12 protein-coding genes are annotated in these 13,343 nt (G+C 69.9%); 4 read left to right on the plus strand and 8 right to left on the minus strand.

Going from position 1 to position 13,343, the window contains the following annotated elements; translation table 11 throughout:
• Positions 1 to 84: 84 nt before the first annotated feature.
• From E1202_RS23810 to iolC, 5 genes are read right to left on the minus strand one after another with little or no spacing between them, the layout of a single operon-like run.
• Positions 85 to 1,578: a CoA-acylating methylmalonate-semialdehyde dehydrogenase gene (locus E1202_RS23810; protein WP_132685356.1), complete on the minus strand. Its 1,494-nt coding sequence runs from the start codon at positions 1,576 to 1,578 to the stop codon at positions 85 to 87.
• 9 nt (positions 1,579 to 1,587) lie between these two features.
• The gene (iolD, locus tag E1202_RS23815) at positions 1,588 to 3,450 is read right to left on the minus strand and encodes a 3D-(3,5/4)-trihydroxycyclohexane-1,2-dione acylhydrolase (decyclizing) (RefSeq protein ID WP_132685357.1); all 1,863 of its coding nucleotides are present in this window, start codon (positions 3,448 to 3,450) and stop codon (positions 1,588 to 1,590) included.
• On the minus strand, positions 3,447 to 4,340 hold the full coding sequence (gene iolB, locus E1202_RS23820) for a 5-deoxy-glucuronate isomerase (RefSeq protein WP_132685358.1): 894 nt from the start codon (positions 4,338 to 4,340) through the stop codon (positions 3,447 to 3,449). Before iolB ends, iolD begins: the two co-directional genes overlap by 4 nt.
• Positions 4,337 to 5,263: a Cgl0159 family (beta/alpha)8-fold protein gene (locus E1202_RS23825; RefSeq protein WP_165943960.1), complete on the minus strand. Its 927-nt coding sequence runs from the start codon at positions 5,261 to 5,263 to the stop codon at positions 4,337 to 4,339. The genes iolB and E1202_RS23825 overlap by 4 nt, the downstream gene beginning before the upstream one ends.
• Positions 5,260 to 6,219: a 5-dehydro-2-deoxygluconokinase gene (iolC, locus tag E1202_RS23830; RefSeq protein ID WP_132685360.1), complete on the minus strand. Its 960-nt coding sequence runs from the start codon at positions 6,217 to 6,219 to the stop codon at positions 5,260 to 5,262. Before iolC ends, E1202_RS23825 begins: the two co-directional genes overlap by 4 nt.
• Before the next feature lie 153 nt (positions 6,220 to 6,372).
• Here iolC and E1202_RS23835 point away from each other — a divergent pair, with 153 nt between their 5' ends.
• The 3 genes from E1202_RS23835 to allB all read left to right on the plus strand — a co-directional run bounded on the left by E1202_RS23835 (position 6,373) and on the right by allB (position 9,368).
• Positions 6,373 to 7,143 carry a GntR family transcriptional regulator gene (locus tag E1202_RS23835; protein ID WP_132685374.1) on the plus strand — a complete coding sequence of 257 codons (771 nt, stop codon included), beginning with the start codon at positions 6,373 to 6,375 and terminating at the stop codon, positions 7,141 to 7,143.
• 85 nt (positions 7,144 to 7,228) lie between these two features.
• Positions 7,229 to 7,882 carry a GntR family transcriptional regulator gene (locus E1202_RS23840; protein WP_132685361.1) on the plus strand — a complete coding sequence of 218 codons (654 nt, stop codon included), beginning with the start codon at positions 7,229 to 7,231 and terminating at the stop codon, positions 7,880 to 7,882.
• Positions 7,883 to 8,003: 121 nt separating this feature from the next.
• Positions 8,004 to 9,368 carry an allantoinase AllB gene (gene allB, locus E1202_RS23845; protein WP_132685362.1) on the plus strand — a complete coding sequence of 455 codons (1,365 nt, stop codon included), beginning with the start codon at positions 8,004 to 8,006 and terminating at the stop codon, positions 9,366 to 9,368.
• A 129-nt stretch (positions 9,369 to 9,497) separates the two neighbouring features.
• Here allB and E1202_RS23850 read toward each other — a convergent pair whose 3' ends face one another.
• Together E1202_RS23850 and E1202_RS23855 are read right to left on the minus strand one after the other, a co-directional pair.
• Positions 9,498 to 10,217, minus strand: coding sequence for an aspartate/glutamate racemase family protein (locus E1202_RS23850; protein WP_132685363.1), 720 nt, complete (start codon positions 10,215 to 10,217; stop codon positions 9,498 to 9,500).
• A 37-nt stretch (positions 10,218 to 10,254) separates the two neighbouring features.
• On the minus strand, positions 10,255 to 11,736 hold the full coding sequence (locus E1202_RS23855; RefSeq protein ID WP_235878954.1) for an NCS1 family nucleobase:cation symporter-1: 1,482 nt from the start codon (positions 11,734 to 11,736) through the stop codon (positions 10,255 to 10,257).
• A gap of 275 nt (positions 11,737 to 12,011) precedes the next feature.
• On the opposite strand from E1202_RS23855, the gene E1202_RS23860 reads away from it, so the two are divergent.
• Complete coding sequence (locus tag E1202_RS23860; protein ID WP_132685365.1) at positions 12,012 to 12,833, plus strand: bifunctional allantoicase/(S)-ureidoglycine aminohydrolase; 822 nt, start codon at positions 12,012 to 12,014, stop codon at positions 12,831 to 12,833.
• Here the strand turns inward: E1202_RS23860 and E1202_RS23865 are convergent.
• Positions 12,826 to 13,170 (minus strand): nuclear transport factor 2 family protein, encoded by a 345-nt coding sequence (locus E1202_RS23865; protein WP_132624905.1) that lies wholly within the window; start codon positions 13,168 to 13,170, stop codon positions 12,826 to 12,828. The two genes, E1202_RS23860 and E1202_RS23865, sit on opposite strands and share 8 nt — an antisense overlap.
• Positions 13,171 to 13,343: the final 173 nt, after the last annotated feature.

The following is a 13,343-nucleotide window of genomic DNA, read 5'->3' on the forward strand; positions in this document are numbered from 1 at the left end:
GCACCGCCACGGGCTCTCGGGCGTTCTCCGGCCAGAACAGGCGCAGCGCCGCGCGTTGGCCACACATCAGTGCGGACCGGGAGTTCAGCTGTTGCTGGGGAATCCGAGGTCGATGCCGCCGTCGCTGGGGTCCGGCCAGCGGGTGGTGATGACCTTGCCCCGGGTGTAGAAGCGCACGCCGTCGTTGCCGTAGATGTGGTGGTCGCCGAACAGCGAGTCCTTCCAGCCGCCGAAGGAGTGGTAGCCCACCGGCACGGGGATCGGCACGTTCACGCCGACCATACCGGCTCGCACCTCCAGCTGGAAGCGCCTGGCCGCTCCCCCGTCGCGGGTGAAGATGGCGGTGCCGTTGCCCCACCGGGAGCGGTTGATCAGCGCCAGCGCCTCCTGGTAGTTCTCCGCGCGCACGACGGCCAGGACCGGGCCGAAGATCTCGTCGGCGTAGACGTCCATCCCCGGGGTGACCCCGTCGACGAGGCTGACTCCGGTGAAGAACCCGCCCTCATGGCCTTCGACGACCAGTCCGGTCCCGTCCACGACGACCTCGGCGCCCTGCTCGCGCGCCCGGGGCACGTAGGAGGCGACCTTGTCGCGGTGCTCGGCGGTGATCAGCGGACCCATCTCGGAGGCCGGGTCGTCGCCCGGTCCGATGGTCAGCGCTCGGGCGCGCTCGGCGATCTTGCCGACGAGCTCGTCGCCGATCGGGTCGACCGCCACGACCACCGACACCGCCATGCAGCGCTCACCCGCGCTGCCGTACGCGGCCGACACCGCGGCGTCGGCGGCCTGGTCGAGGTCTGCGTCGGGGAGCACGAGCATGTGGTTCTTCGCGCCGCCCAGCGCCTGCACCCGCTTGCCGTGCGCGCCCGCGGTGTCGTGGACGTGCTTGGCGATCGGAGTGGACCCGACGAAGCTGACCGCGTCGACGTCGGGATGCTCCAGCAGCCGGTCCACGGCGGTCTTGTCGCCGTGCACGACGTTGATCACTCCGTCCGGCACACCCGCCTCGTGGGCCAGTTCGACCAGCCGCAGCGTCGCCGACGGGTCCTTCTCGCTCGGCTTGAGCACGAAGGTGTTACCGCAGGCCAGAGCGACCGGGAACATCCACATCGGCACCATGGCCGGGAAGTTGAACGGGGTGATGCCCGCGACGACGCCGACCGGCTGGCGGATCGACTCCACGTCCACGCGGGTCGAGACCTGGGTGGAGGTCTCGCCCTTGAGCAGCTGCGGGATGCCGCAGGCCAGCTCGACGATCTCCAAGCCGCGCGCGATCTCGCCGAGCGCGTCGGAGTGCACCTTGCCGTGCTCGGCGGTGATCAGCTCCGCGATCTCGTCGCGATGGGCGTTGACGAGTTCCCGGTAGTTGAACATCACCTGGGTGCGCTTGGCCAGCGACGCGGTACCCCAGAACTCGAAGGACTTGGCAGCCGCGGAGATCGCCGTGTCCACTTCGGACGCGGAGGCGAGCGGGACCTGCCCGGTGACCTCGCCGGTGGCGGGGTTGGTGACTTCGCCGTGACGGCCGGAGGTGCCGTCGGCGTGCTTGCCGTCGATGAAGTGCTGGATGGTCTTCACTGCTTCCTCTCACAGGTGGTGGCGGCGCTCGGCCACCTGGCCCTCGTAGCGCTTGCGGGCTTCGCGGGTCGATTCACGGGTGGCGACCTCGGCGACCGGCACGTCCCACCACGCTTCGGGTGGCAACTGCGCCTTGGTGGGATCGGTTTCGACGTAGACCGCCGTCGGGCGGGGGTCCTCGCGGGCGTCGCGGAGGGCTTGGCGCAGCTCGTCGTTGGTGTCGGCGCGCAGCACGCGCATGCCCAGGCTCGCGGCGTTGGCGGCGAGGTCCACCGGCAGCGGTTCGCCGGTGAAGGTGCCCTCGTCGGTGCGGTACCGGTAGGCGGTGCCGAACCGCTCGCCGCCGACCTTCTCCGAGAGGCCGCCGATGGAGGCGTAGCCGTGGTTCTGCACGAGCACCAGGTTGATCTTGATGCCTTCCTGCACGGCGGTGACCAGCTCGGTCGGCATCATCAGGTAGGTGCCGTCACCGACCAGCGCGAACACCTCCCGCGTGGGGTCGGCCAGGCGGGCACCGATCGCGGCCGGGATCTCGTATCCCATGCAGGAGTAGCCGTATTCGACGTGGTACTGCCGAGGGTCCTTCGCGCGCCACAGCTTGTTGAGGTCCTCCGGCAGCGAACCCGCCGCGTTGATGACCACGTCCCGTTCCCCGAGGACCCCGTCGAGAGCCCCGATGACCTCGGCCTGGCCCGGGCGTTCGTCTCCCGCTCCGCGGGTGACCGAGGCGACGACCTCGGCCCAGCGCCGAGCGCCCGACCTGGCCCGCTGCGCGTGGTCCTCGGCGACGCGGTGGCCCGACAGGGCCTGCGACAACTGCCGCAGGGTCGTGCGGGCGTCGCCGACGACCGGGGTGGCGGCCTGCTTGTGCGCGTCGAGCGAGGCGATGTTGACGTTGACGAACCGCACGGCCGGGTTCGCGAACAACGTGCGGGAAGCCGTGGTGAAGTCCGAGTAGCGGGTGCCGACACCGATGATCAGGTCGGCCTCGCGGGCGAGGTCGTCGGACACCTCGGTGCCGGTGTGCCCGATCGAGCCCATCGCGCACGGGTGGTCGTGGCGCAGCGAACCGCGCCCTGCCTGCGTCTCCGCCACCGGGATGCCGGTGCGCTCGGCGAGCTCGGACAGTTCCCGCTCGGCGCCGCTGTGGTGCACTCCCCCACCGGCGATGATCAGCGGTCGGCGCGCGCCCCGGATCGCCTCGACGGCGTCCGACACCGACTCCGGGTCGGCGACCGGGCGGTGCACCCGCCACACCCGCTCGGCGAAGAACTCCTCCGGCCAGTCGAACGCCTCGGCCTGCACGTCCTGCGGCAGCGCCAGGGTCACGGCACCGGTCTCCACCGGGTCGGTGAGCACCCGCATCGCCTCCAGCGCGGAGGGCATCAGCGCCTCGGGCCGCCAGATGCGGTCGAAGTAGCGCGACACCGGGCGCAGGCAGTCGTTGACCGAGACATCGCGCGCGTGCGGTACTTCCAGCTGCTGCAGCACCGGGTCCGCGGGGCGTGTCGCGAAGACGTCGCCGGGCAGCAGCAGCACCGGCAGGTGGTTGATGGTCGCCAGCGCGGCACCGGTGACCAGGTTCGTCGCGCCCGGACCGATCGAGGTCGTGACCGCGTAGGTCGACATCCGGTTGCGCTGCCGGGCGAAACCGACGGCCGCGTGCACCATCGACTGCTCGTTGCGCCCCTGCAGGTAGGGCATCCGGTCGCCGGTTTCCAGCAGTGCCTGGCCGATCCCGGCGACGTTGCCGTGCCCGAAGATGCCCCAGCAGCCCTCGACCAACCGCTGCCGCGCGCCGTCGCGCTCGGTGTGCTGGTTGGCCAGGAACAGCACCAGCGCCTGCGCGACGGTGAGCCTGCGCGTCGTCATCGTTCCTCCACTTCGGACGGAGCCTGGTAGAACGGCAGCCGGGCGTCGACCGGCTGGTCCTCCCAGGTGCCGCGCACCCACGCGTGCGCGGGGTCGTCGCAGATCAGCCAGGCGCGATCCGGCGAGGGACCGGCCATGACGTTGAGGTAGTACATGTCGTAACCGGGCACCGCCATCGACGGGCCGTGCCAGCCGTCCGGGATCAGCACCACGTCCCCGCTGCGCACCTCGGCGAGCACGTCCGTGGCGCTGTCCGGGCCCGACGGGTAGACGCGCTGGTAGCCGACGCCGGGAGTGCCGTGGGAGTCGGCGATCTCGAAGTAGTAGATCTCCTCCAGCCTCGACTCGCCGTCGCGGTCCTCGTCGTGCTTGTGCGGCGGGAACGACGACCAGTTGCCCGCGGGGGTCAGCACCTCCACCGCGATCAGCCGGTCCGCCTCGAAGACGTGCGCCGCGCCGAAGTTGTTGACCTGGCGGCTTGCCTGCCCGGCACCCCGCAACTCCACCGGCACGCCCGAGGCCGGGCCGTAGCGCGCGGGAAGCCGGTTCTCGCAGCGCGCACCGGTCAGCGCGAACCGCCCGCCGGCGCTGCTGACCACGCGGACCGAGGCGTCCCGGGGGACGTAGGCGAAGTCGGTGACCCCGTCGAACACGCTCGCCCGCCCGGCCAGCTCGAACGTCTCGCCGTCACAGGACACAGCGCAGGAACCGCTGAGCGGCAGCAGGATCCACTCGCTGTCTCCGGTGTCGAACGCGCGCGACTCACCGGCCGACAGCTCCAGCACCCGCAGCGAGGAATAGCCCCAGCCCGCTGTTGCCGGGTCGACGAAGGCGCGGTAGCCGTCGTGCTCCGACTCCCCGTCGGGGAGGTGAAAACCATTGCTCCTCAACGCTCGTTCCCCTCCTGCAGCAGGTCGGCTGCGGCGTCGACCGCGCCCGCGACGTCGTCGTCGTGCGGGTAGAGCAGACTCCTGCCCACCACCAGACCGCGCACGTTGGGCAGTTGCAGCGCCTTGTGCCACCGCTCCTGGGTGGCCGCCGGGTCGTCGGGCACCTCGCCACCCAGCAGCACCGTCGGCAGCGTGGTGGCCTCCAGCGCCCGGCCGATCTGGTCCAGCTCGTCGACCACGGGCACCTTCAGCCAGGTGTAGGCCGAGGTGCCGCCCAGCCCGGAGGCGATCGCGATCGACCGCGCCACCGCCTCGGCCGAGATGTCGTTGCGCACCTTGCCCTCCACGCGCCGGGACAGGAAGGGCTCGACCATCGCGATCAGCCCGCGCTCGGCGAGCTCGTTGACGGCGTTGGCCGCGCCCTGCATGGTGTTCAGCGATCCGGGGTCGTCGAGATCCAGCCGCAGCAGCAGCTTCCCGGCGTCGAAGCGCATCCGATGCAGGTCCTCGGCGCGGTGGCCGGTGAACCGGTCGTCGAGCTCGAACGACGAGCCCGCCAGACCGCCTCGGTTCATCGAGCCGATGACGACCTTGTTCTCCAGCGCCCCGAGCAGCAGCAGGTCCTCCAGCACGTCGGCGGTGCCCAGCACCCCGTCCACGCCCGGACGTTGCAGCGCGGTGCACAGCCGGTCCAGCAGGTCCGCGCGGTTGACCATCGCCAGCGGATTCCCGCCCGCCGCCAGCGCACCGCGCGCCGGGTGGTCGGCGGCGACGATCATCATGCGGCCGGACTCGCCCAGCAGCGGCCGTCTCGCGCGCAGCGCGGCGGCCTCGGCGATGGCCTCGGGACGCGTCGCGCGCGCCTCGATCAATTCGGTGATGCTCAACGGTGACACCCGAATCTCACTTTCCTCCGCACTCATGCGCTCAGCGCCGAGTTCTTGGACAGCGTCTCCTCGACCTCGTGCGCGTAAGGCATGGCCGAGGAGCACGCGAGACGGCCGGCGACCAGCGCTCCGGCCGCGTTCGCGAAACGCATGGTCCGCTCCAGCGGCCGGTCCTGCAGCAGCCCGTGGCAGAGCGCGCCGCCGAAGGCGTCGCCGGCTCCCAGGCCGTTGACGACGTCGACCGGGACCGGTGGCGCCACCGTCCTCTCCTCGCGCGTGCGCGCGAGGACCCCGTTCGGGCCCTGCTTGACCACGGCCAGCTCCACCCCGAGCTCCAGCAGCCGTTCGGCGGCCTCCTCCGGTTCGCGGGAGCCGACGGCGGTCTCGACCTCGTCGAGGTTGCCGACCGCGACCGTGACGTGCGCGAGCGCTTCCCGGTACCAGCGGCCGGCTTCGCCCTTGTCGTTCCAGAACATCGGCCGCCAGTCCAGGTCGAAGACCGTGGTGCCGCGCTTGGCCCGGTGGCGCAGCGCCGCGAGCGTCGCCGAGCGGCTGGGCTCCTCGGCCAGACCGGTGCCGGTCATCCAGAAGATGCGGGCGTCGGCGATGGCCTGCAGGTCCAGCTCGTCGTCGTGGATTTCCAGGTCAGGGGCTTTGGGCAGGCGGTAGAAGTACAGCGGGAAGTCGTCCGGCGGGAACAGCTCGCAGAAGGTGACCGGGGTCGGGTACTGCTCGACGGAGCTCACCCACCGGTCGTCGACGTCGAAGCCGCGCAGCGCCTGGTGGACGTACTCGCCGAACGGATCGGCCCCGGTTCGGCTGATGACAGCGCTGCGGTGGCCGAGGCGTGCCGCGGCGACGGCCACGTTGGTCGCGGTGCCGCCGAGGTACTTGCCGAACGATTCCACCTGCGGCAGCGGAACACCGGTCTGCAGCGGGTAGATGTCGACCCCGATCCGGCCCATCGTGATCACATCGAACGGATCGCTCATCGCAGAAGCCCTCCATCAGGACGCGGCCGCTCGCGGCGGCCGGAGCACGGACGTTCCTTGTCTACGTGCGCGCCACGACGCTGTCAAGAATTTGTCAGTACATACGGACTTATTTACGTCGTGTGTTCTTGCTATCGTGTCGGCGTGACCGCCATGCGACACCGATCTCAGGAACCGAGGTGGGATCCAGCCAGGCAGATCTCGGTGGACCACCGCAGCCCCGTCCCGCTGTACTTCCAGGTGGCCAGCCAGATCGAGGAGGCCATCACCTCCGGAGCACTGCCCGTCGGCGCGCGCCTGGACAACGAGATCGAGCTGGCCGGCAACCTCGGGCTCTCCCGCCCCACCATCCGGCAGGCGATCGGATCGCTGGTCGACAAGGGACTCGTGGTGCGCAAGCGGGGCGCGGGCACGCAGGTCGTGTTCAACCACGTCAAGCGCTCGCTGGAGCTGAGCAGCCTCCACGACGACCTCACCGGCATCGAGGCGCAGCCCACGACGCGCGTGCTGGTCAACGAGATCTGCCACCCGCCCGAGGAGGCCGCCCGCGCGCTGGGACTGTCCGAACAGGACGAGGTCCTGCACCTGGAGCGCGTCCGCAGCGCGCGCGGCGAGCCGATCGCCCGGATGCGCAACTACCTCCCGGCCGAGCTGATCAAGCCCAGCGACGAGGATCTGACCGAACGCGGCCTCTACCAGCTCCTGCGCGCGGCCGGGGTCCACCTGCACGCCGCGCAGCAGACCATCGGCGCCCGCAACGCCACCGACGAGGAAGCCGACCTGCTCGACGAGCCGGCGGGGGCCGCGCTGCTGACCGCCCAGCGCGTCACCCACGACCACACCGGCACCATCGTCGAGTACGGCACGCACGTCTACCGCGCCTCCCGCTACACCTTCGACCTCACCCTGCGCGGCAACACGTGACCCGCGAGACCCGCCCGCACCGCGAACGCACTAACGTGCTGGGCGTGATGCACGCTCGCCGAAGCCGTGATTTCGTGAGGTTGCCGTGACCGAAGCACCCGACGGGGAACCGCGCGTTCCGCTGCGCGATCAGGTCCACGACGAGCTTCAGGCCCGGATCAGCGACGGGCGGTTGCGGCCCGGCGACCGGATCTTCGAGCAGGAACTCGCCATCGAATTCGGCATCTCCCGAGTTCCGGTGCGGGAGGCGATCCGAATGCTGCAGAGCGCGGGCATGGTCGAGGTCCGGCCGCGCCGGCGCGGCGTGTTCGTCCGCAGCCTCGACCGCCAGCAGCTCGAAGAGCTCTTCGACGTGCGCGAAGCCCTCGAAGCGCTGGCCGCGCGGCTCGCCGCCGAGCGCAGCGACTCCGCCGACGTCGACCGGCTGGGAGAGCTGGCCACCCGCGCCCGCGAGGCGCTGGACTCCTCCGACACCGACGCGATGTCGGAGGCCAACACCGAGTTCCACGACAAGCTCGTGGCCGTCTCCCGCAACGAACTGCTGGCCTCGATGCTCGAACCGCTGCACGGACGGCTGGCCGCCCTGTTCCGGCTGAACCTGGAGCCGGAACGGGTCTGCACCGAGCACGCGGAGCTCTACGCGGCCATAGCGGCCGGTGACGCCGAGCGGGCGTCGGAAATCGCCCGCAAGCACGTGCGCGCGAGCCGCGCGATGGTGCTCGAGCGCATGGTGCACTGAATCCGCGCTGACCTCTCTTGACTGGCGGAACCAGCTCGCCATAGTTTACGTATACGTTCAAATATACTTTCGTATCGTGGAACTCGATCCCTCGTGATCGAAGTTCGAGGGAGGTGCCGCGTTGGTCCGCTCAACAACGCCGTTCGACCTGGTCTTCCGGGCTCAGCGACTCATCGGCCCGCACGGTGAGACGTCCGGCAGCGTCGGCGTCCGGGACGGCCGCATCGCCGCCGTCGAACCGCTCGACGCCGAGCTGGAGGCCACCCGGGTCGTCGAGCTCGCCGACGACGAGGTGCTGCTGCCCGGCCTCGTCGACACCCACGTGCACGTCAACGACCCCGGCCGCACCGAGTGGGAGGGCTTCGAGACCGCCACCCGCGCGGCGGCCGCGGGCGGGGTCACCACCATCGTCGACATGCCGCTCAACAGCCTCCCGCCGACGGTCGACACCGACGCCCTGGAGGTCAAGCGCAAGACCGCGCGGGACAAGGCGCACGTCGACATCGGCTTCTGGGGCGGCGCGATCCCCGGCAAGCTCGACGAACTGCGCGGCCTGCACGAGGCCGGCGTGTTCGGCTTCAAGTGCTTCCTGCTGCACTCCGGCGTCGACGAGTTCCCGCCGCTGGACTCCGCCCAGCTCGACACCGCGCTGCGCGAGCTGGCCGGGTTCGACGCGATGATGATCGTGCACGCCGAGGACTCCGACGCGATCGACGAGGCCCCCACCCCGCACGGCGAGGACTACGGCGACTTCCTCGCCTCCCGCCCCAAGGGCGCGGAGAACGTCGCGATCGCGCAGGTCATCGAGCTGGCCCGGCGCATCGGAGCCCGCGTGCACATCCTGCACCTGGCCTCGTCGGACGCCTTGCCGCTGATCGCCTCGGCTCGCGCCGAGGGCGTGCGGGTCACCGTCGAGACCTGCCCGCACTACCTGAGCTTCACCGCCGAGGAGATCCCCGACGGCGCCACCCAGTTCAAGTGCTGCCCGCCCATCCGCGAGGCCGCCAACCGCGAACTGCTGTGGAAGGCCCTCGCCGACGGCACGATCGACTGCATCGTCAGCGATCACTCCCCCTGCACGCCGGAGCTCAAGCGCTTCGACACCGGCGACTTCGGGGTCGCGTGGGGCGGGGTCTCCAGCCTGCAGCTGGGCCTGTCGGCCATCTGGACCCAGGCGCGCCAGCGCGGGTACGATCTGTCCGACGTGGTGACCTGGATGGCGCGCAAGCCCGCCGAGCTCGCCGGGATGCGCAGCAAGGGCTCGATCGCCGTGGGCAACGACGCCGACCTGTGCGTGTTCGCGCCGGACGACGCGTTCGTCGTCGACGTCGCCAAGCTCCAGCACCGCAACCCGGTTTCGGCCTACCACGGCCGCCCGCTGGCCGGTGTCGTGCGCGAGACCTGGCTGCGCGGAACGCAGATCGCCGGTGACGGCGCGGACACCTCGCAGCTGCACGGGAAGTTGCTCACCCGCGGCGAGGTCTGAGTCGCCGGCGGCTCTGGTCCGAACCGTCCATGATCAAGGCCGGTCGGTTCGGACCAGAACCGCCACCACGCACGAGAGAAGCCGGGCCTCCGCGTCGGAGGCCCGGCTTCTTCAGGTGGTTTCACACCATCAGGCCGGCGGCCAGTTCTTCATCTCCTTGGGGCGCGGCGGGGCGTAGGTGCGCACCTTCGAGGTCTTCAGACCGAGCCGGACCAGCGACTCGGCGATCGTCACCGCCGCCGTCACGCCGTCGATCACCGGGACTCCGGTGCGATCCACGACCCGTTCGGCGAGACCCGACATGCCGCCGCAGCCCAGGCAGATCGCCTCCGCCCGGTCGTCGCGCACGGCGTTGACCGCCTGCTCCACGATGGCGTCCACGGCCGCCTGCGGATCGCGCTCCAGGTCCAGCACCGCCAGCCCGCTCGCGCGCACCGACGCGCAGCGGGCGCTGAGACCCGCCGCGTGCAACCGGTCCTCGATCAGCGGCACCGTGCGATCCAGGCTGGTCACCACCGAGTAGCTGCGGCCCACGAACTGCGCCGTGCTCGCCGCCGCCTCGGTGATGTCCACGACCGGGACGTCGAGGAGCTCCTGCAACCCCTCGCGACCGTGCTCGCCGTACCCGGCCTGGATGACCGCGTCGAACGGTTCCGGGTAGGCCCGCACGGCCTCCATCACGGCGACCGCAGCGAGATAGCTCTCGTAGTTGCCCTCCACCGACTCCGCCCCGAAGGATGGCGTCAGCGGGACGATCTCGGTGCCGGGCGAGGCGACCGAGGCGGCCTGCTCACCGATGGAATCGGTGATGGTCTTGGTCGTGTTGACGTTCACGACGAGAATGCGCATGAAACCGACTTCCTCCGAAAACCCTTGAGCCGCGGTCTCATTCCGCGGCGACGGCGATGGTCTCCCCGTCCACGTCCCGCGCGTCCGGTTTGCGGTCGGCGATGACCGCGTAGATGATCGCGCCGAGAATCGCGCCGATGAACCAGGAGAACCCGCCGACCGAGCTGAACGCCGGCACCAGTGCCAGCACCACGGCGATCGCCGCGGCCGGGATGAACGCCCAGACCGCCTTCGGATTGTATCCGCGCGTGTAGTGGTACTCGCCGTTGCTGTCCTCGGTGTAGAGCTCGGGGACGTTCACCCTGGTCTTCCGGATCAGCCAGTAGTCGGCCATGATCACGCCGAACAGCGGGCCGAGCAGCGCGCCCAGACCGGCCAGGAAGTAGTTGACCACCACCGGGCTGTCGTAGAGGTTCCACGGCAGGATGACCAGGCCGATCACCGCGCTCACCAGTCCCGCGCGGCGGAAGTTCAGCTGCTTCGGGAAGAGGTTGACCAGCACGTAGATCGGGGCGACGAAGTTGGCCAGCAGGTTGACCGCGATCGTCAGCACGATCAGCGCGAGCGAGGCCAGCGCCAGCAGGTAGGTGTTGGGGATCGTCTGCACGATGTCGGTCGGGCTGGTGATCACCCGACCGTTGATCTTGAACTGCGCTCCGCTGAGGACGACCACGATGCCGGCGAAGAACAGCATGTTGACCGGGATGCCGATCAGGTTGCCCAGCACGATCGACTGGCGGCTCTTGGCGGACCGGGTGAAGTCGCAGAAGTTCAGCACGAACGTGCCGTAGATGACCACCCAGAGCGCGGCGCCCTGCAGGATCTGCAACCACATCGCCCCGCCGGTCAGCGGCTGAGCCGTGGACATCGAGATCGAGAAGTCCGCGCGGGAGAACATCCAGACCGCCAGGCCGAGCATGGTGATCAGCGTGGTCGGCGCGGCCACCGCCATGTACCTGCGGATGACGTGCATGCCGTAGCTGACGATGAGGACCTGGACCGCCCACAGCGCCAGGAAGGTGATCCAGCCGAGCAGCGAAAGGCCCAGCACGGACTGCTCTTCCAGCGATTTCAGCCCGGGGAACATCGCGACCAGCAGCGCGTCGAGGACCGAGGAGGCGAGGTAGGTCTGGATGCCGAACCAGGCGATGGCCACGATCCCGCGCACGGCCGCCGGGATCTGCGCGCCCTTGGTGCCGAACGCGATCCGGCTCATCACCGGGAACGGCACGCCGGCCTTGTGCCCCATGTAGCCCGACATCGTCAGCAGCAGGAACAGCAGCGCCGAGGCCAGCACGAACGCCGCCAGGATGCCCCAGACGTTGAGCCCGAGCGCGAACAGGCCGATCGCGAAGGCGTAGTTGCCGAGACTGTGCACGTCGTTGGCCCAGAGCGTGAAGACGTTGTAGGCGCCCCAGCGACGCCCCTCCTTCTTCGTGGGAGCCAGGTCGTAGCTGTACAGCCGCTCACTCGAGGCGGGCGGGAGGTCCACATCGGATTGGTCGTTCGTGGCAGTCACTAGCCGCCTCCAAGCTTCACCCCGCCACTCTGCGAGGTGAGTCATTTCCGCGATGCGAAAGTATACGTGCGAGTTGGAGAAGACGGTAAGGCGCGCGCAGGCGTCCGTCAATACTGTCGAGTAACGGTGTCGGATGTGATCTCGGCAGCCGACCCGGGGGCTTCCGCATCGGGCCGAGGTTGCCTATCCTGCTCCCCAGGCGCCCGTTTGTATACATTAATTTCGCAGGTCACCGGCGCCTGATAGGTCGGGTTTCCCGTCGAGGAGGAGTCAGCTTGAACACGCCGTCGTACTTCGCGCCTGCCGGTGGTCTGCCGCCGCAGACCGATCTGCTCACCGACCGGGCGATCGTCACCGAGGCCTACACCGTGATCCCGCGCGGCGTGTTGCGCGACATCGTCACCAGCAACTTCCCCGGATGGACCCGCACCCGCTCCTGGGTGCTGGCCAAGCCCGTGCAGGGCTTCGCCACCACGTTCGCCCAGTACATCGTCGAGGTCGCCCCCGGAGGCGGCAGCAGCGATCCCGAGCCCGAACCGGGCGTCGAATCCGTCGTGTTCCTCATGACCGGCGAGCTGGACCTGACCATCGCCGGCACCCGCCACCACCTCGAGCCCGGCGGCTACGCCTACCTGCCCGCCGGAGCCGACTGGTCGGTCAGCAACCCGGGCGACTCCCCCGCGACGTTCAACTGGGTGCGCAAGCCCTACGAGTTCGTCGACGGCATCGCCGCGCCCGAGCCGTTCGTGACCCGCGAGCAGGACATCGCGCCGACCCCGATGCCCGACACCAACGGCACCTGGGCGACCACCCGCTTCGTCGACCCCGACGACCTCGCCCACGACATGCACGTCAACATCGTCACCTTCCAGCCCGGCGGTGTGATCCCCTTCGCCGAAACCCACGTCATGGAGCACGGCCTCTACGTCCTGGAGGGCAAGGCCGTCTACCGCCTCAACGGCGACTGGGTCGAGGTCCAGGAAGGCGACTTCATGTGGCTGCGGGCCTTCTGCCCCCAAGCCTGCTACGCGGGCGGACCCGGACCCTTCCGCTACCTGCTCTACAAGGACGTCAACCGCCAGATCCGCCTCACCTGACGGCGGTCCCCTGGTGGTGCAGCAGGAGCCACTCGCCGGCGCTGCGGACCCACACCGAGGTCCGCAGCGCTGACGCACCGCGGTAGCGGGTGGTGCAGGTCAGCAGGATCGCGTCGGGACCGAGCCGCGTGGGGCGGAAGTCCGACGCTTCGATCCGCTCGTCGTCACCGCTGCTCGCCTCCGTGGCCCGCACGATCGACTCCCGATCCCACACCACCCCGGAAGCCCCGAACTCCCGGAACTCCGGGTGCAGCAACGCCCGAACGGCCTCGGCATCCCCCCGAACCGCGGGCTCCTGCAACCGAAGCTCCCGCTCAACCACGACCTCGAACTCCACCCGGCACCCCTCCCCCGCTGATCCCGTCCAGATTACGGCGGTGATCCGACGGGAGCACCGCTTCACCGGGGTACCGGCGCGAAACGGGGTGAACCGTCGCGGTGGAGGTCCGGTCAGGTGGTGGTGGGGGTGAAGGCTTCGGTGCGGGGTGTGCCGTCGTAGTGGGTGGTGGG

Origin of the sequence: Saccharopolyspora karakumensis (genome assembly GCF_004349225.1) — a bacterium.
GTDB classification, from domain to species: Bacteria; Actinomycetota; Actinomycetes; order Mycobacteriales; family Pseudonocardiaceae; genus Saccharopolyspora; species Saccharopolyspora endophytica.

Excerpts from the sequence above, each read along its gene's own strand:
- E1202_RS23825 (WP_165943960.1), bottom strand. The coding sequence starts at position 5,263 with ATGAGTGCGGAGGAAAGTGAGATTCGGGTGTCACCGTTGAGCATCACC.
- iolC (WP_132685360.1), bottom strand. The coding sequence starts at position 6,219 with ATGAGCGATCCGTTCGATGTGATCACGATGGGCCGGATCGGGGTCGAC.
- E1202_RS23835 (WP_132685374.1), top strand. The coding sequence starts at position 6,373 with ATGCGACACCGATCTCAGGAACCGAGGTGGGATCCAGCCAGGCAGATC.
- E1202_RS23850 (WP_132685363.1), bottom strand. The coding sequence starts at position 10,217 with ATGCGCATTCTCGTCGTGAACGTCAACACGACCAAGACCATCACCGAT.
- iolD (WP_132685357.1), bottom strand. The coding sequence starts at position 3,450 with ATGACGACGCGCAGGCTCACCGTCGCGCAGGCGCTGGTGCTGTTCCTG.